At 68.0% G+C, this 16824-nt stretch carries 16 protein-coding genes; 6 read left to right on the forward strand and 10 right to left on the reverse strand.

Going from position 1 to position 16824, the window contains the following annotated elements; genetic code table 11:
- Positions 1–59: 59 nt before the first annotated feature.
- Positions 60–2327, reverse strand: coding sequence for a glycogen debranching protein GlgX (glgX, locus tag BLQ76_RS17970; protein ID WP_090676303.1), 2268 nt, complete (start codon positions 2325–2327; stop codon positions 60–62).
- 130 nt (positions 2328–2457) lie between these two features.
- Between glgX and BLQ76_RS17975 the strand changes: the two genes are divergently transcribed.
- Positions 2458–2886, forward strand: coding sequence for a CBS domain-containing protein (locus BLQ76_RS17975; protein WP_090676238.1), 429 nt, complete (start codon positions 2458–2460; stop codon positions 2884–2886).
- Here the strand turns inward: BLQ76_RS17975 and BLQ76_RS17980 are convergent.
- The 3 genes from BLQ76_RS17980 to BLQ76_RS17990 are packed head-to-tail and all read right to left on the reverse strand — an operon-like array spanning position 2864 to position 7248.
- The gene (locus BLQ76_RS17980; RefSeq protein WP_090676240.1) at positions 2864–3463 is read right to left on the reverse strand and encodes a DUF533 domain-containing protein; all 600 of its coding nucleotides are present in this window, start codon (positions 3461–3463) and stop codon (positions 2864–2866) included. The genes BLQ76_RS17975 and BLQ76_RS17980 overlap by 23 nt on opposite strands.
- Before the next feature lie 15 nt (positions 3464–3478).
- Positions 3479–3865, reverse strand: coding sequence for a response regulator (locus BLQ76_RS17985; protein ID WP_090676242.1), 387 nt, complete (start codon positions 3863–3865; stop codon positions 3479–3481).
- Entirely contained in the window at positions 3862–7248 is a 3387-nt protein-coding gene (locus BLQ76_RS17990; protein WP_170842648.1) for a response regulator, read from the reverse strand. The genes BLQ76_RS17985 and BLQ76_RS17990 overlap by 4 nt, the downstream gene beginning before the upstream one ends.
- A gap of 103 nt (positions 7249–7351) precedes the next feature.
- Between BLQ76_RS17990 and BLQ76_RS17995 the strand changes: the two genes are divergently transcribed.
- Positions 7352–9127, forward strand: a complete 1776-nt coding sequence (locus BLQ76_RS17995) for an SLC13 family permease (protein ID WP_090676246.1) — start codon at positions 7352–7354, stop codon at positions 9125–9127.
- Positions 9128–9251: 124 nt separating this feature from the next.
- Here the strand turns inward: BLQ76_RS17995 and BLQ76_RS18000 are convergent, their stop codons facing one another.
- Positions 9252–10163: a DMT family transporter gene (locus BLQ76_RS18000; protein ID WP_090676248.1), complete on the reverse strand. Its 912-nt coding sequence runs from the start codon at positions 10161–10163 to the stop codon at positions 9252–9254.
- A gap of 78 nt (positions 10164–10241) precedes the next feature.
- Positions 10242–11129 carry an AraC family transcriptional regulator gene (locus BLQ76_RS18005; RefSeq protein WP_244519711.1) on the reverse strand — a complete coding sequence of 296 codons (888 nt, stop codon included), beginning with the start codon at positions 11127–11129 and terminating at the stop codon, positions 10242–10244.
- A gap of 237 nt (positions 11130–11366) precedes the next feature.
- Between BLQ76_RS18005 and BLQ76_RS18010 the strand changes: the two genes are divergently transcribed.
- From BLQ76_RS18010 to BLQ76_RS18015, 3 genes are all read left to right on the forward strand, one after another.
- Positions 11367–11678: a hypothetical protein gene (locus BLQ76_RS18010; protein ID WP_090676251.1), complete on the forward strand. Its 312-nt coding sequence runs from the start codon at positions 11367–11369 to the stop codon at positions 11676–11678.
- A 155-nt stretch (positions 11679–11833) separates the two neighbouring features.
- Complete coding sequence (locus tag BLQ76_RS22220) at positions 11834–11977, forward strand: hypothetical protein (protein ID WP_170842649.1); 144 nt, start codon at positions 11834–11836, stop codon at positions 11975–11977.
- Between the two features lie 163 nt (positions 11978–12140).
- A complete protein-coding gene (locus BLQ76_RS18015) occupies positions 12141–12506 on the forward strand; it encodes a hypothetical protein (protein WP_090676252.1) in 366 nt (121 codons plus the stop codon).
- 33 nt (positions 12507–12539) lie between these two features.
- On the opposite strand, the gene BLQ76_RS18020 is transcribed toward BLQ76_RS18015, so the two are convergent.
- Together BLQ76_RS18020 and BLQ76_RS22225 are read right to left on the reverse strand one after the other, a co-directional pair.
- Positions 12540–13400 (reverse strand): hypothetical protein, encoded by an 861-nt coding sequence (locus tag BLQ76_RS18020; protein WP_090676254.1) that lies wholly within the window; start codon positions 13398–13400, stop codon positions 12540–12542.
- Between the two features lie 224 nt (positions 13401–13624).
- Positions 13625–13789: a hypothetical protein gene (locus tag BLQ76_RS22225; protein ID WP_170842650.1), complete on the reverse strand. Its 165-nt coding sequence runs from the start codon at positions 13787–13789 to the stop codon at positions 13625–13627.
- Between the two features lie 437 nt (positions 13790–14226).
- Here BLQ76_RS22225 and BLQ76_RS18025 point away from each other — a divergent pair, with 437 nt between their 5' ends.
- Entirely contained in the window at positions 14227–14880 is a 654-nt protein-coding gene (locus BLQ76_RS18025; protein ID WP_090676256.1) for a hypothetical protein, read from the forward strand.
- A 202-nt stretch (positions 14881–15082) separates the two neighbouring features.
- On the opposite strand, the gene BLQ76_RS18030 is transcribed toward BLQ76_RS18025, so the two are convergent.
- Positions 15083–15367, reverse strand: coding sequence for a hypothetical protein (locus BLQ76_RS18030; protein ID WP_090676258.1), 285 nt, complete (start codon positions 15365–15367; stop codon positions 15083–15085).
- 284 nt (positions 15368–15651) lie between these two features.
- A complete protein-coding gene (locus tag BLQ76_RS18035; protein WP_090676261.1) occupies positions 15652–16824 on the reverse strand; it encodes a glutathionylspermidine synthase family protein in 1173 nt (390 codons plus the stop codon).

Raw genomic sequence — 16824 nt, forward strand, 5'->3', positions numbered from 1 at the left:
AAAAAGGCGCGCCCCCGGAAGGGAGCGCGCCGTTGGCGGATGTCGGCCTGAGGCCGGACTCAGTCCGGCTTCTTGACGAAGTGCACCGCGTCGTGGGCCGCCTGGTTGAACGCCTCCTCGACATGGAGGAAGGCGAGCTTGGCGCCTTCCGAGGTCGCATGGCCCTCTTCCGGCTCCATCAGGAAGATCAGGAAGGAGCGGCCCGTGGTCATGTACTCGGTGCCGAACTCGAAGGGTTCGAGGTTCTCGCGGTCCGGCAGGTTGGTGTCGATGATGCAGCGCCAGCGCAGGCCGCCGGGCGCGGGCGGCAGCTTGAAGTTGACCACGTCGTAGTGCGCGTTGAGCACCATGAGCATGGTCGCGTCCGAGCCGATACGACGGATGCCCTCGTCCTGCGCGCGGCCGTCGAGCAGGACGCCGAAGCAGCGGGCGCCCGCGTCCGTCCACTCGCCGTCCTGCATCTCGTTGCCCGAGGGCGAGATCCAGGTGACGTCCTTGGCGCCGATCTCCTCGTCCATCGATCCATGGAGGAAGCGGCCGCGGCGCAGCATCGGCAGCGCCTGACGCAGCATGATCAGCTTCTGGACGAACTCGGCGAGGTCGACGCTCTCCTTGGTGACGTCCCAGTCGATCCAGCCGATCTCGTTGTCCTGCGCGTAGGCGTTGTTGTTGCCGCCTTGCGTGCGGGCGAACTCGTCGCCCGCCAGGATCATCGGCGTGCCGCGCGAGAACAGCAGCGTCGTGAAGAAGTTGCGCAGCTGGCGGAAGCGCACGTCGACGATCGCCGGATCGTCGGTCGGCCCTTCCACGCCGTAGTTGTTGGACAGGTTGTGCGAGTGACCGTCGCGATTGTCCTCGCCGTTCGCCTCGTTGTGCTTCTCGTTGTAGCAGACGAGGTCGTGCAGCGTGAAACCGTCATGGGCGGTGATGAAGTTGACGCTCGACCACGGACGGCGGCCACGCTTGTCGAAGAGGTCGGCCGAGGCCGAGATCTTGCCGGCGACGGCGGGCACCTTGCCCTCGTCGCCGCGCCAGTAGGCGCGCACCGTGTCGCGGTAGCCGTCGTTCCACTCCGCCCAGCCCGGCGGGAAGCGGCCGACCTGGTAGCCGCCCGGACCGCAGTCCCAAGGCTCGGCGATCAGTTTCACCTGGCTGAGGAGCGGGTCCTGCATGCAGGCATGGAGGAACGAGGACTCCTCCGAGAAGCCGGTCGGCTCGCGGGCGAGGATGGTGGCGAGGTCGAAGCGGAAGCCGTCGACATGCATCTCGCCCGCCCAGTAGCGCAGGCTGTCCATGACGAGCTGCATGACGCGCGGATGCGACGTGTTGACGGTGTTACCCGTGCCCGTGTCGTTGATGTAGTAGCGCTTGTTGTCGGGCAGCAGGCGGTAGTACGAGGCGTTGTCGATGCCCTTGAACGACAGCATCGGCCCGTTCTCGTTGCCCTCGGCCGTGTGGTTGTAGACGACGTCGAGGATGACCTCGAGGCCCTCGTGGTGGAAGGTCGAGACGAGTTCCTTGAACTCGTTGACGAAGGGCGAGGACATGTAGCGCGGATCGGGCGCGAAGAAGCCGAGCGTGTTGTAGCCCCAGTAGTTCCGCAGGCCCTTCTCGACAAGGTAGCTGTCGTCCACGAAGGCGTGGATCGGCAGGAGCTCGACCGAGGTGACGCCCAGGCTCTTGATGTAGCGCACGACGTCGTGGTTCGCGAGGCCGGCGAACTTGCCGCGCTCGCGGTCCGTCACGGTCGGGTGGCGCTGCGTGAAGCCCTTGACGTGGGTCTCGTAGAAGATCGTGCGCTCCCAGGGCACGTTCGGCCGGCGCTCGTCGCCCCAGGTGAAGGCGGGATCGACGATCTGCGACTTCGGCACGAAGGCGGCCGAGTCGCGCTCGTCGAAGGACAGGTCGCCGTCCGCGTGGCCGATCGTGTAGCCGAACAGCGCGTGGTCCCACTTCACCTCGCCGACATGCTGCTTGGCATAGGGGTCGAGCAGCAGCTTGTTGGGGTTGAAGCGGTGGCCGGCATCGGGCTCGTAGGGGCCGTGCACGCGGTAGCCGTAGACCGTGCCGGGACGGGCGTCCGGCAGGTAGCCGTGGAACACCTCGTTGGTGTATTCCGGCAGGACGATGCGCTCGAGCTCGGTCTCTCCGCGCTCATCGAAGAGGCACAGCTCGACCTTGGTCGCGTTGGCCGAGAAGAGCGCGAAGTTCACGCCCCGCCCGTCCCAGTTCGCGCCGCGCCGGTTGGGGTTGCCCGCCTCGACGCGCGTGCCGCCACGCGAAGAGGGGGCGATGTACGGCGTGAAGACGCCGGACTTGTTCTGGATGTTCAAGGACGTCTTCCCGTTCGACGCTTGGGGATTAGCTAGCGCACAATCGGCGCGCACCCGATTGGTTCCCGCGCCCGGCAAGGTGCCGGAACCCGTTGCCGATCTCCCACAGTCGAGGACGAGCCCTTTGAAGATCGAGACCGTGATGAGCCGCTATGTCGAGTTCGCCGCCCCCGGCGACACGGCCGCGGCGCTGGCCGTGATGATGGGCGAGCTCGACGTCGGCGCCGTTCCCGTGGGCACCGAGGACGACATCCTGGGCGTCGTCACGGATCGCGACATCCTGTATCGCGTGGTCGCCAAGGGGCTCGACCCGGCGGGCGTGACGGCGCGCGACATCCTGAGCGCGCCGGTGCTCGCCTGCCGGCCCGAGGACAGCCTCGAGGACGCGACCGAGCTCATGGCGGCCAACCGCGTGCGGCGGCTGGCGGTCACAGCCGAGGGGGGTCGGGTCGTCGGCTGGGTAACGCTGGCCGACCTGTCGCGGCCTCTGCTTCTGGAGTCGGGAACGGTGCGGCAGGCGCTGGGCGAGCTCAGCCGCGAAAGCGCCGGCTGAGACTGCCCACCGTTTCGCGCGACAGGCCGAGCCGCAGCGACAGAAACGCGAGATAGGCGGCGCCCGCCGTGCCGCGCCCGACACCGCACAGGAGGGCCAGCGCGTAGACGTGCGGCCCCTTGTCGACGCTGCGCACCGCCGCGACCAGAGGGTTGAGCGGCCCGGGATCGGCCAGCGCGGCGCGTACGAACGCCAGCTGCGGCTCCGCGGCACCGAGCCGCGCGAGCTGCTCGCAGACCTGTGCGACCCGCTCGGGCGACGGGCTTCCCTCCGCCGCGACGGCATCCGCCAGGAGGCGCATCGTCGCCTCGCCTTCCTCGGGCGAAAGGAGATCGAGATTGAGGGTCAGCGGGTACGAGGTCTGGTAGCGGTTGGCGAGATGAGCCGCCAGCACCTTCACCGCCAGGTGCGCCTCGATCGTGTCGCGGCGCACGGGTGGAGGCGCCGCCCCCGGCTCGTGCGCATTCGCGTTTGCGGCCTCAAGGGTGCCGGGCGCGGCGACGGCGAGGTTCAGCCCTTCCCCGTCCTGCGGCCCCGCCTCGGGCGGAAAAAGCGAGCGGATCCACCGCAGGGCCATGCGCGCGCCGGCCCCTTACTGCGCGGCCGCCGTCGCGCCTTGCGGCAGCAGCGCCTCGATCTGGCCGAGCAGGCGTGAGAAGTCGACCGGCTTGGCGTGGTAGTCGTCGCAGCCCGCCGCCAACGTCTTCTCGCGGTCGCCCGACATGGCATGGGCGGTGAGCGCGATGATGGGAATGCGCGGGATCGAGGTATCGGCGCGGATCGTCTTGGCGGCGGTCCACCCGTCGAGGACGGGCAGGTTCATGTCGAGGAGGATGATGTCAGGCGAGGACACGCGCGCCTTGTCGACGCCGTCCTGCCCTTCATGGGCGAGCACCACCTCGTAGCCGCGACGCTGCAGGCGACGGGACAGGAAGTCCCAAATTTCCTCATGGTCCTCGACAAGAAGGATACGGGTCATGGCACGGCCTCCAGATCGGGGACAGGATGTGTCGCGGCCGCCCCGGAGGCGTCCGACGTCTTCTCGTTCATCATAACGCGGATCTCGGCCGCAAGCTCCCGAAGATCCGTATCACCCTTCGCCAAAACCTGATCGGTCTGCGACTGGAGGCGGCGCGCCTCGTCGGCCGTGAGGTCCTTGGACGACAGGACGATCACCGGGATCGACCCGCCGCCGGGACGCGAGCGCAGGACCTGCAGGAAGGCGAAGCCGTCCATGACGGGCATCATCAGGTCGAGGAGGATCAGGCCCGGGCGCGCTTCCTCCAGCTTCTCCAGCGCCTCGCGCCCGTTCCGGGCGGTGACCACGCTCAGGCCCTCGCGCTCCAGCATCGTGACCGAGCGCTGCAGGGCGTCCTCGTCGTCGTCCACCGCCAGCACCAGCGTGTTGTCGGCGGTGCGGAAGCGATCCATCACGGCCTTCAGCTTGTTCCACTCCACGGGCTTCAAGAGATAGTCCGCCGCGCCGAGCGCATAGCCGAGATTGTGCTCGTCGATGATCGTGATCATCACCACGGGGATCGAGGCGAGATCGGGGTCGGCCTTGAGCTCGGTGAGCACGGTCCAGCCGTCCATCTTGGGCATGGTGACGTCGAGCAGGATCACGTCGGGCCGGATGACGCGCGCCATGTCGAGCCCCGTCAGCCCGTCGGAGGCCGCGCGCACCGAGAAGCCCTCGCGCGACAGGAAGCGGATGATCAGCTCGCGCGCGTGTGGGTCGTCGTCGATCGCCAGAACGACGCCGGCGGTCTCGCCGGTCTCGGCGACGGGCGTCGCATGCCCGGCATCGGCCACGGGCTCCTCGCCCGGATCGATGCGGGCGGGAATGCGGATCGTGAAGGTCGTGCCGGCTCCCTCCTCGGAGCGCACACCGATGTCGCCGCCCAGCATGCGGCAGAAGGCGCGGGTGATCGCAAGCCCGAGACCCGTGCCGCCGAACTTGCGCGTGGTCGAGGCGTCGGCCTGCGTGAAGCGCTCGAACAGGCGCCCGACCTGCTCGGGGTTCATGCCGATGCCCGTGTCCGACACCTCGAAGACGATCCAGTCGCGACCGTCGTCGACGATGCGCTCGGCCGCCAGCGTGATCGTGCCGTTCTCGGTGAACTTCGAGGCGTTGGACAGGAGGTTGATCAGGCACTGGCGCAGCTTGACCTGATCGGTATGGACGATGCCGAGCCCCTCGCGGGCGTTCAGGACGAGGCGGTTGTGCTTCTTGTCGACCAAGGAGCCGACCGTCGAGGACACCTCGGACAGAACCGTGGCGAGGTCGAACGTCTCGGCATAGACGTCCATGCGCTCGGCCTCGATCTTGGACAGGTCAAGGACGTCGTTGATGAGGCTGAGGAGATGGCGGGCATTCTGCTCGATCTTCTTGAGATCGGCCAGGAGATGCTCCTCGCCGAGATCCTCGACCTCCTCCTCCAGCATCTCGGCATAGCCGATCACGGCGGAAAGCGGCGTGCGCAGCTCGTGGCTCATGTTGGCGATGAACTGCGACTTGGCGCGGTTGGCGTTCTCCGCCGCGTCCTTGGCGGCCGAGAGCTCCTCCTCGATGAGGCGCTGCGCGGTCACGTCCGTGTTGGTGCCGAACCAGCGAAGGATGCGGCCCTCGCCGTCGCGGATCGGCACGGCCTGGCTGAGGAACCAGCGATAGGTCCCGTCCGCGCCGCGCAAGGGGAACGTGTCCTCCCAGGGCTCGCCCGAGGCAAGCTTGTCCGAGAACAGGCTCGACACGCGGTCGATATGGTCGGGGTGGTGGACCTTGCGCCAGCCGAAGCCGCGCATCTCGTCGAGCGTCGTGCCGGTGAAGTCGAACCAGCGCTGGTTGTACCAGAAGATCTCGCCGTTGGGCGCGGCGGTCCAGGCGAGCTGCGGGATGTTGTCGGCCACCGTGCGGAACTGGAGGTTCGACTCGCCGAGCGCCGCGGCGGTGCGCTTCTGGTCGGTGACGTCGGTATGCGTGCCGATCCACTCGCGGATGTCGCCGTTGGCGTCGAGGATGGGAACGGCGCGCGCCTGCATGTCGCGCCACTCGCCGTCGGCCCGGCGCACGCGGTGGTCGATGCGGTAGATCGTCCGGCCGGCGATCGCCTCGCGCCAGGCGCGCGCGCTCGCCTCGCGGTCGTCGGGATGAACGGCCTCGACCCAGCCCTGGCCCGTGTACTCGTCCTCGCTCTGCCCGGTGAACTCGGCCCAGCCCGGCTGCACGCCGCTGAACTCGCCGGACGCCGGCGCCGACCAGACCATCGCGGCGGTCGCCTCCACGAGCGAGCGGAAGCGCCCCTCGGATTCAGCCAGGCGACGCTCGGCCCGGATGCGCTTGGTGGCGTTGACGAGGACGATGCCGGCGCCGACGATGCCGTGGCGGCGGCGCCCCTCGGTTCGCAGCGGGTAGAGGCTGGCGAGGTAGACCGTCCCGTCGTCCTCCTGCCCGCCGAGCTCGACGCCGTTGTGGACACGCCCCCAGCGCAGCGTCTCGTCGACCATGCGCGACAGGCGCTCCCGGTCGGCGGGAAACATGTCGAGCACGCCGTCGCCGGGTTCGGCGTCGCGGCCCAGATGTCCCTTGCCGGCTTCCGCGAAGGCCGGGTTCAGCCGCCCGATCCGCAGGTCCTTGTCGACGAAGCCGATCGCCACCGGCGAATTGGACAGGACGGCGCTGAGAAGATCGGTCGCGCGCCGCCCCTCGAGATGACGGCGGAACGCCAGAACGGCCAGCGCGGCGGCGGCGAGGATCGCGGCGATGAAGGCGACGTTGGTGATCGTGTCGATGCGACCGGCGATCCGCTCGGCCTCGCCGATGCGGGTCTTGGCCGCCTGCTGGACCGCGGCGGCCTCCGCGCGGATCGCATCCATGCGCGCCTTGCCCTCGCCGGTGCGGATGATCGCGGCGGCGGGCTCGAAGCCCTGGTCGGTCCGGGTCGTGACCACCGTGGTCTCGAAGCGGACGAAGTCCTCGGCGGCCGCCCGCAGCCGGGCGAGCGAGACGGGGTCGGCCTGCGTGCTGCGGTTCCACTCGTCGTTCAAACGCGTCAGCTGCGGCTCGAGCCCCGCCTGCCCGCGGTTGAACGGATCCAGAAAGTCCGGCGTGCCGACCAGCACGTAGCCGCGCGTCGAGGATTCGAGGCCCGACAGGAGGGACACGAGCCGCTCGGTCTCGTTGATCACCGCCGTATCGCCGGCGATGCGGTCGGCCCGCGCCGCCCCCTGCATGAGCGTCCAGCCATAGGCACCGATCGCCAGAACCAGAAGCAGGCCGGCCACGAAGGCCGTGCGGCCCAATCCCGCGTCGCCCTTGGACGCGGGCTTATTGCCGGACGGCGGTCCGGCTCCATTCTTGGTCATGTCGTTCCCCGCCCGGCTGCGCATGCCGGCTTCAACCGGAGCCCATAACGCGGCGGGGGGCGATTTCGTTCGATGCCTCTCCCATCCAGGATGATCCCGCCGCATGAACATCGATCAAGCGTTCGCCTTCGGCCTCGTCGGGCTGACGGTGGCGGGCTTCGCCTGGGGGCGCCTGCCCTACGATCTGGTGGCCCTTCTCGGCCTCCTGGCGGGCATGGTGCTCGGCATCGTGCCGGTGAAGAGCGCGTTCTCGGGCTTCTCCGACGACGTCGTCGTGATCGTCGTGGCGGCTCTTCTCGTATCGGCCGCGATCTCGCGCTCGGGCGTGGTGGAGGACATCATGCGTCCCGTCATGCCCTTCATGCGGACGGCGCAGCGCCAGGTCACGGTGCTGGTGGGCGCCGTGACGCTCCTGTCCATGATCACCAAGAACGTCGGCGCGCTCGCCATGTTCATGCCGGTGGCCGCCCAGGTCTCGCGCAAGAACGGCACGTCGATCTCGCAGCTTCTCATGCCCATGGCCTTCGGCTCGCTGATCGGCGGCCTCGTCACGCTGGTCGGTACCTCGCCCAACATCATCGTCTCGAAGATCCGCCAGGACCTGACCGGCGAACCGTTCCGCATGTTCGACTACGCGCCGGTCGGCCTCGGCGTCGCCGTGACGGGCTTCGTGTTCCTCAGTCTCGCCTCGAACCTCATCCCGAAGCGCCGCGCGGCGGGCGGCGCGGGCGAGGCCTTCGCGCTCGACGCCTACACGGCGGAGGCCGAGCTGGCGGCCGGCTCGCCGTTCGAGGGCCGCACGGTCGCCGACCTCGAGCGGGCCGCCGACAACGACATCGCGGTGCGCACCGTGATCCGCGAGCGCTTCCGCCGCATGGACGCCGCGCCCGACATGGTCCTGCGGGCGGGCGACACTCTGCTGCTGGGCGGCGAGCCGGAGGGCATCGAGCGGGCCGTGGCGCGCGCCGGACTTGCGCTCACCGGCGAGGGCGTCGCGCCGCGCGGCGACGTCGAGACCGAGAGCGTGGTGGAAGGCGTCGTCACGCCCCAGTCGCCCGCGATCGGCTCGCGCATCGACCATCTCGCCCTGCCCGCCACGCACGGCGTCGCGGTGCTGGCGGTGAGCCGCGGCGGCGAGCCGATCCGGCGCCGGCTTCAGACGCTGCGCCTGCGCGAGGGCGACGTCCTGGTCCTCAAGGGCACGAGCGAGACCGTACCGCCGGCGCTCGCCGCCCTGCGCGTCCTGCCGCTGGCCGAGCGCTCCATCGCGCTCGGGCGCAACCGGCGATCGTTCCTGCCGCTCGGCGTGCTGCTGGTCGCCATGCTGCTGACGGCCTTCGGCGTCATCAGCGCGGTGGCCGCCTTCTTCGGGGCCGCCGTGGTTCTCCTGATGCTGCGCGTCATGAGCATGCGCGAGGCCTACGAGACCGTGGAGGCCTCGGTGATCGTGCTCCTGGCGGCGCTGATCCCGCTGTCCGAGGCGATCCAGACCACCGGCGGCACCGACGTCATCGCCGGCTGGCTCAGCCAGGTCGTCCAGGGCTTCTCGCCGCTGACCTCGCTGTTCGTGGTGACGATCCTCGCCATGGCCGTGACGCCGTTTCTCAACAACGCGGCGACGGTGCTGATGCTCGGGCCCATCGCGGGATCGCTCGCCACCCGGCTCGGCCTGTCGCCCGATCCGTTCCTGATGGCGGTGGCGATCGGGGCGGCCTGCGACTTCCTCACGCCGATCGGCCACCAGTGCAACACCATCGTCATGGCGCCGGGCGGCTACCGCTTCGGCGACTACTGGCGCCTCGGCCTGCCCTTGTCTCTGATCGTCCTGTTCGTGGGCGTGCCGCTGATCAGCGTCGTGTGGCCCGTCGTGCCGGGCTGAGGCGGCTCCGCCGACGTTCGACGCCGCGCCGATCGTGCCCCCGACCGCCGCACACCAACGGCCGGCGGCGCCACCCGACGAACCGGACCGGTCGCACCTCGCCGCCGCCGGTGGCTGTCGGCTCTCAACCGCCCGTGCGGTCGGCGAGAAGCCCCGCGAACGTTCCCGCCACGATCAGAACGGCTCCAAGCATCGCCGCGCCGGTCACCGGCTCCGACAGGAGGATGTGCGCGAGCGCGAAGCCGAACAACGGCTCGGTCCCCATCAGGAAGCCGACCCGTGTCGGGCTCGTGCGGCGGACCGCGGCATTCTGGACGTAGAACGCTGCGACCGTGCAGAACAGCGACAGGAACGCGATGCTGATCCAGAAGCTCGCCCCGGCGCGCACAACCAGCGCGCCGAGACCTTGCGTCAGAGAAAGGGCCAGAAGCGCCGCCGCGGCGACCGTCGCCGATTGCACGGCGGTCAGCGCGACCGAGGAGAACGGTCGTGCCGACATCAGTCGCTTCGTGGATACGACCATCACGGCGCGAAGACCGGCGGCCAGAAGGACCAGCCCGTCCCCGAGCGTCCAGGCCCTCACCCCGCCGACCAGCAACCCGACGCCGATGCAGGCGACCCCGGCGCCGACGACCACGATCGCGGGCGGCAGACGACGCGACAGTCCATGGTCGAGGAACGGGGTGAAAAGCGTGCAGAGCGAGATGATGAGAGCCGCATTCGTTGCGCTCGTCAACGCGACGCCCGCGATTTCCGCAACGAAGATCGCCGCCAGGATCGCCCCGAGCACCGCGCCGCGCAGGAGGTCGCCCGTCGGGGCCGACACGAGTTCCCGGTGCGCCGCCAGCCCCATGACGCAGGCCGTGGCAACGAACCGGTAGAAGATCAGAACCAGCACGGGCGCAAAGGCCAGCGCGCCCTTGGTAACGGGGTAGCTCGCGCCCCACACCACCGCGACCGCAAGGACGGCCGCGTCGGCTGGGAGCGTCGACCAGGACGCGCGCGGCCGCGTCAGGATGCCGGAGAGATGGGACATGCTGCGTGGCGCCCTGCCTCGTGCCGGACCGGAGCGTCCAGGCTTCCGGCCCATCTGCTAGAGGGCGCCGCCGCCGCGTTATAGAACGAAAGTGCGGACCCGGTCGGCCCGGGCGTACGCCGCCGGCGTCACGCCGACGATGGCCGTGAAGTGGCGCGCCATGTGGCTCTGATCGGCGAACCCCGCCTCCAGCGCGGCCGCGGCGGGCGCGTGTCCCTCGCGCAGGCGGTCCTGGACCAGTCGGACCTTGAGGCCGATGTGGTAGGCATGCGGGGGCAGTCCCGTCTCGTGCCGAACGAGGTCGATCGTCTGCCGGCGACGAAGCCCGACGAGCGACGAGAGCGTGTCGAGGCTGACGTCCTCGCCGACATGAGCATGAAGGTAGTCGACGAGCGTCCGGGCGCGTGCGTCGGGCCGGGCGCGGCGGGTGCCGCCAGCGGGACCGCCGCCCGCCAGACACGCCACCACGTCCGCAAAGGCGACCCAGGCCGCATCGCGCGACAGCGCGAGCCGCGAGGCGTGGATCTCGTCGTGGATGCGCCCGAGCTGCGCGGCGAGACCGGCGACCGGGTGGTCGCACCGCTTGAAGTCGGGAAGCGGGGCGGACAGCGCGTCCCGGCGATCCGCGAGGATCTCCGCCATCGTGCTCTCGCCGACATAGAACATCCGCTGCACCCAGCCGGCCTCAACGGCCGCGTTGCCATGGTGGACGTCGCCGGGCCGCATCGACATGACGGTTCCCGGCAGGACGGTATGCTGCTCGCCGCGGCACCACACCGAATGCACGCCGCCGGTGATGACGCCGATCAGATATTCGGCGTGGGAATGCGGCTTGAAGGTCTGGCGCACGTAGTGGGCGGCCATCGTCTCGAGGCCGGCATGACCGAGCGGACGCCGGAACGAAACTCGGTCCGGTCGGGGTGCGAGGCCCGGTCCGTCACGCATCGCGTCTGCCCGATTGTTCACGCCGTGGTGGTCCGTCTTGTCGCCGATCGCCAGCCGCAACGCATCGCACCAACCGGTCGGGAAGCCAACAGTCCGCGCACCCTTCCTTCGCGGCGGTCGCTGTCGCGCGACCAGGTGTTCGCGGGCGGCCCTTCCGCGTCCGACCGCATCGAGACCCTGGTCTCGTTTCCGGTCTCGCCGCGTAACGGGCGTTCGGTCCGCCAAGGGTCCGGGACCCTTTCTCACGACGCGTCCGCCATGCTCGAACCAACCGCCCGCGCTCCGGATCCAGGCCCGGCCCACCAGTCCGCAATCCGGCTCCTGTGCAGGGTCCACGAGTTGTACCGGGCCGGATACCGGCAGGTTCGCTTCCCGTCGGGTCTGGCCCCGAGCGGCGTGCACGGGCGTTGCTCGATCACGCAGGCCGGCAACATGAGCGACGACGGGCTGCGCGTGATCGCCCCTTTCTCGAGCGGAGACGTCGCCTCCTGCTCGACGGGTTCGCAGGACCGATCCGTCGACTGGCCGGACGCGCCGGGGCGCCCGGCAAAGGAGCTGGCGGCGTTGTAGACGGCTCGTGGCGGACCTTTCTCCCGGGAGCGGAGCGGCTCGTCCGTACAGCGCAGCAAGGCTGGGACGAGTACCTGTGACTGGATCACAGCGACGGGTGGAGCGAGCCAAGGGTCGTCCTGTTCAACGGCGGACGGTGGCCGCCAGGGAGCAAGATGACGTTCGACGCCGTATGGCCCCGCATCGACGCGTTCTTCTCGGGCCTGCGCCGTCCGACCCTGACCGAGGAAGACGGAATGCCCTACCGATGGCTCCATCCCGCTGGACCGCGCGACCAGGCAAGGCACGGATCGCCGTGAGACATGCGGACGGCAGGGGCCTCGTCTGCCGCCTTCTTTTCCGGAAGCGGACTGACCGCAAACCATCCGAGCGGGCTACGCGGCGACCGGAGAGCGAAAGCCCGTGAGCGAGCGGGCCTTCCGTGCGGCAGACATCAGCCCCCAAAGCGGTCCTAGTCCCGGCATGACCCTTCGCGACCCCCGCACCGACGGCAGGCTGGCCCGCCGCCTGTTCTCGACCGGCCTCCTGTCCGACACGAAGTGGCGCAAGCTCTTCCAGGCGATCGCGAAGGGCTACGATCCCCAGCCCGACCACGTCGTCGTCAAGTTCGTCGACGTCGCCGAACCCAAGCGCATGCACGTCCCCTTCGGCCTTCATCCGCCGCGCGTTTACATCGATACCATGGAGTTCGACCCGACCGAGCTACGCGCCATCGAGTGGCTGGACGTGCCCAGCGACATCGTAGGCTTGCTCAAGCCGATCGGCCGCCCCTCGTTCGAGCGGAGCGGCACCTACACGCGTGTCACAGGCGACGCCAGTCCATGGTGAGGCCGCCAAGCCCATGCGAGGCAAGGCCCTCCCCTAACGCTCCGGCATCTCCCATTTGCTCCAGTCGTAATGCCGACGCCGCTCGAGCGGCACGGGTACCATGCCAGCGGCCGCCGGCGACCAGTCTGGATCGTCGACCCAGACGCGCAGAGGCAGCTCGATCTCCTTGTCGCCGTTCACGAAGATGCGCCGCGGGTAGATCAACTCGTCGTAGCCGGGCGGGTCCGTCTGATCGAGCGTGATCTGGAGGAGGTACGTTCGCGTTTCCTCGCGCGGCTGCGCGGACGGATCGATGATCCAGCTTTCGCTGCGCGGTGCCAGACCGTAGTCCTGGATGGTCATCTGGAGTACCGACCCGCTCTGCGACAGATACTGGCCGAACAGCACCATTCCGTTCCCATCGAAGTCAGCCGTCGTGCGTGCCGTGTCTCCAGAGAACCTTCGCTTCCAACCCCCTGCTTGCAGTTGGCCCCGCAGCGTATCGACATAGGCGACGAGTTCCTCCAACGGCTTGGGAATGGCGAAGGACCGGAAGGCAAGGCCCTGGATCCGTCCCGCGGTCTGGGACACGTGCAGCGTCCGTCCCGGTGGAAACGTGAAGCTCTGCTCGCCATCCGATGCGGTGAGTTCGATCCAGGGGTCGTCGACGAGGATCGGCATCCAGTCGACGATCCGATCGGCGTTGATCGCGAAGCCGTGGGGCTCACGCTCCCCGATCGACAGGCCGTTCTGGGCGACGAAATCGCGAACTGTCATGCCGATGGCGATGTGGATGGGCTTGGGCGCTTCGTCCGCCGGATCGGCCCGGGACCACGCCAGCACCAACAGAATTGCGGCGCCGAGGACGGAGACGGCCGCAGTGACGCAAAGGCGGTACCTGACGACTTTGTTCATGGTTTGATTATCGGTCGGATACCGCCATTTGCCGAAGCGCGGTCAGCGACGTGGCCGGAAGGGCAGCTACGTTGGCTGCCCGGCTCGAAGGCGATCGTCGGCTTCCCATCCGGTCCAGCCGATCTGCATCAGGGACGCGGACGTCTAGGAGTGCTCCATCTGCTATCGGCCCAAAGCGTAGGCATTCACGGGAGCAAGATCGCCAGCAAGCACTCCCCGGGTCTTCAATAATCGAACGCAAGAAGCGAGAACGGCCGAGCCGTCCCGTCAGGACCGAAGCGTAGACCCGCATAGGGATCGGCGGTTCCGTCGTCCGGGACGACGATGGCAACGCCAAGCCGTCGAACGATCTCCGGCACGACCTTGATGGTTGAGGAGCCGTCAAGCATGTTGACGTCGAACCGATACGGGTAGCCAGGGTGGTTGGATCGATGACAAACGACCCAGCCGACCGTTGCCCGCTCGACTGCTGCTACCAGCGCGTCGAGGTCCTCACCTTGGACGAACTGGGCATACCCAACGCCCAACACATCATCGATCGCTGCCGCGCATCGTTCGGTGGATGGCCCAGCTCCGACGAAGAGGTCGAGGCCGTTGTACCGCCTGCGACCGGGTCATCTGCTGACATGACCCCATCCTACCGGAACGGCTTCTTTCAGCGCAATCAACCTCATAGCGGACTGTCGCCTTTCCAACCGTTCGAGCGGATAGGCTTCTGGGAAGCGGACGCTCGAAAGCCGTCCATCCGCTTTGCGACCCTTGTAGGTCATTGGGCAATGCTGTTTGGAGTACCCAATGGCGGGCGACGATCCCGCTGGATCGCTCGATGCGCGGGTTAGAAGCATTGACCCAGAACCTCTCCACGAAGGCCTACACCACACTTGCGACGAGGATTCTCGGGCTCCTCCTTCTGGCCGTCCTCCTCATGGCCGGACTGTTGGCTTTGGTGCTCGCGAGCATTGCGATCGCTATCGCGTGGACCGACCACCGAGACCTTGGCAATGTGACGTGGCAGGCGATGGTCACTGTTCATTCGGCATGGATCGCCATCGCTGCGGCCCTCGTCGCACTATTGAGCTTCCGACATCGCAAGAGCAGCTCAGTCGGGAGAACCCTGTTCCAACTTTCGAGCCGCACCTTGCTTGCGTTCCTGCCCATCGCAGCCATCGCGGCTTTCTGGCAAGCCAACCTGCCCTCTCGTCCATTGAATACTGAGGCGGATGTCCGCCCGCGACTCGAGCCGTTGCTAAAGCAGCGCGTCCGCGGTTTTCCGCAATTCGCACGGATCGAGAGCCTTCCCGAGCAAATCAGAAATGTCCGCATCAAGGGTCCGTCGATGACGTTCGAGCCAGATACGACCCGCTACGTGACGTTCGATTTTGATACGGGCTGCGGTCGCGTCATCAAGGTGTTGGCGGTTCTCAGCGCGGGGGATGCGGACACCTTGGGCAGTGTGGACGATTACAACTGTCAACCGTGACTTCTCATTCACCCAGAATGTCCGTATTTCCGTGCCCTTTCCCGAAAGCCGACTGTCAGCTCAACACCCGAGATAGCCGCTCAACGTCGCGGAAGCGAACGCTTCGAAGCGGTCCATCCGCTATCGACCCTTCTAAGACGGTGAGGCTCGCCCTTCGTTATCCCCAAAGCAGACGGCGCCAAACCCATCATCTCGGACGCCTTCAGTCGTGCTGACAGGGACCGATCCCTTGATCACCGTAGCCGGTCACATAGGCCTCCGGATCCAGGGTCAGTTGAATGTCGTCGCCTCGATAGACGTCACCCGCAAGACCGCCACGCTGGAAGGTCGTTCTGACGTCGCGGTTCGGGAAGCGGAGAACCGCGTGCCGACCACCGTCCGAAAAGGCGATGGACAGCGTAGGATACCGCTGGGCGTGATCCTGGTAGCAGGTAGACGTCTGGTCACCCGACCAGTCGAAGTGGGGTTCATCGTCGAACCAGCCCACCCTGACTATTATCACTCCCGCCACTGTAGCGACGGCTGCGACGGAAGCTAGGGTAAGGAACCCAACCAAAGGCAGGCCTCGTGCCAAACCTCATATCCCCATCAAACGTATCGTAGCGTCCGCATCTACCACCTTCCGACCAGGAAGCGGACAGTCGGCCCACCAACCCCACCTAGGCGCCCTGTCATGGGCTGGGATGATCCGAAGCCGGGCGCCTCGTCCGCTCCTGGCATGTCGGGCGGTCTATCCGCTCGGGGTTGCCGGCATCAGTTTGCCCGACGCGGTCAGTCCACGATCGCGTGCGGCACGAAGCGCGACAGGTTGCGGGTGATGCGCGAGCGGTCTTCGCGCATGCCAAGGCCGCAGGCGCGGTCGCCGACCACCCAGGAACCCAGCACCGCATACTGCTCGCCACCCCCTTCGTCCCTCGATCGGAAGAGCGGGGTCAGTCCCTGCACCACGGCGGGACCGTCGCCGTAAGCGCCCTCGCTGACCTCGCGGGTCTCCCCCGCCTCGACGATCGCGACGTTCTCGCCCTCGCGCGAATGGAAGGGCTTGCGCACGTGGTCTGCCAGTTCGGCCGCGCGCGGATCGTCCTCGAAGAAGGCGGGCAAGAGGTTGGGGTGGCCGGGATGGCGCTCCCACAGGAGCGGCAGCATGCCCTTGTTGGACAGGATCGCCTTCCAGGCCGGCTCCACCCATTCGGTTCCCGAGCGCGGCAGGAACGCGGCGAAGGGCTCGCGCATCATGTCCTCCCACGGATAGAGCTTGAAGCAGCGGTCGATCACCTGCTCATGGGGATCGGTGAACCGACCCTGTGCATCGACGCCGATGCTTGCGACGTCGATCAGACGCGTCGGGTGCCCGGCCTGCACCGCGCAGTCCATGAGATAGGTCGCCGTGCCCCGGTCCTCCTCGTTGTCGAGCACCGCCGCGAAGTGGAAGATCCGATCCGCGGGAAAGGCGGCGAAGGCCTCGACCAGGCTTTCCTGCAGGAGGTTGAACTGGTCGGCGCCGCGCGGCAGGCGCCCGAGCGCGATCTGGTCGGTCAGCCAACCGTACTGGAAGTATCCGGTCTCGAAGACGGCGGTCGGCGTGTCGGCGTTGTATTCCAGGAGCTTGGCGGGCCCCGTCCCGTCATAGGCGAGATCGAAGCGGCCGTAGAGGTGGCGCCGCGACCCGCGCCAGGCGTCCCGCACGGTGTCGAACTGCGCGGGGGGAATGGCAAGGCGCGTCAGCAGCGCCTCGGATGCGACGACCTCGTCCACGAGCGCAAGGCAGAGCGCGTGCAACTCCTCGGTGGGCGCCTCGACCTCGTCCTCGATCTCGCGCATCGTGAAGCGATAGTAGGCGTCGTCCAGCCAATAGGGCTCGCCGTACATCTCGTGAAAGCCGAAGCCCAGCGCCTCGGCCTTGTCCTGCCATCGGTCCCGGGGCGCGATCGACACGCGTTCCAC

It is taken from the genome of Aureimonas jatrophae, from assembly GCF_900104035.1.
Taxonomy (GTDB): Bacteria; Pseudomonadota; Alphaproteobacteria; order Rhizobiales; family Rhizobiaceae; genus Aureimonas; species Aureimonas jatrophae.

Bases quoted from the DNA above. Each gene is read 5' to 3' on its own strand.
- BLQ76_RS18010 (WP_090676251.1), top strand. From the start codon at position 11,367: ATGCTCGAACCAACCGCCCGCGCTCCGGATCCAGGCCCGGCCCACCAG.
- BLQ76_RS18000 (WP_090676248.1), bottom strand. From the start codon at position 10,163: ATGTCCCATCTCTCCGGCATCCTGACGCGGCCGCGCGCGTCCTGGTCG.
- BLQ76_RS17995 (WP_090676246.1), top strand. From the start codon at position 7,352: ATGAACATCGATCAAGCGTTCGCCTTCGGCCTCGTCGGGCTGACGGTG.
- BLQ76_RS17985 (WP_090676242.1), bottom strand. From the start codon at position 3,865: ATGACCCGTATCCTTCTTGTCGAGGACCATGAGGAAATTTGGGACTTC.
- BLQ76_RS18015 (WP_090676252.1), top strand. From the start codon at position 12,141: ATGACCCTTCGCGACCCCCGCACCGACGGCAGGCTGGCCCGCCGCCTG.
- BLQ76_RS17990 (WP_170842648.1), bottom strand. From the start codon at position 7,248: ATGACCAAGAATGGAGCCGGACCGCCGTCCGGCAATAAGCCCGCGTCC.
- BLQ76_RS17980 (WP_090676240.1), bottom strand. From the start codon at position 3,463: ATGGCCCTGCGGTGGATCCGCTCGCTTTTTCCGCCCGAGGCGGGGCCG.
- BLQ76_RS22225 (WP_170842650.1), bottom strand. From the start codon at position 13,789: ATGCTTGACGGCTCCTCAACCATCAAGGTCGTGCCGGAGATCGTTCGA.
- BLQ76_RS18020 (WP_090676254.1), bottom strand. From the start codon at position 13,400: ATGAACAAAGTCGTCAGGTACCGCCTTTGCGTCACTGCGGCCGTCTCC.
- BLQ76_RS18025 (WP_090676256.1), top strand. From the start codon at position 14,227: ATGCGCGGGTTAGAAGCATTGACCCAGAACCTCTCCACGAAGGCCTAC.
- BLQ76_RS22220 (WP_170842649.1), top strand. From the start codon at position 11,834: ATGACGTTCGACGCCGTATGGCCCCGCATCGACGCGTTCTTCTCGGGC.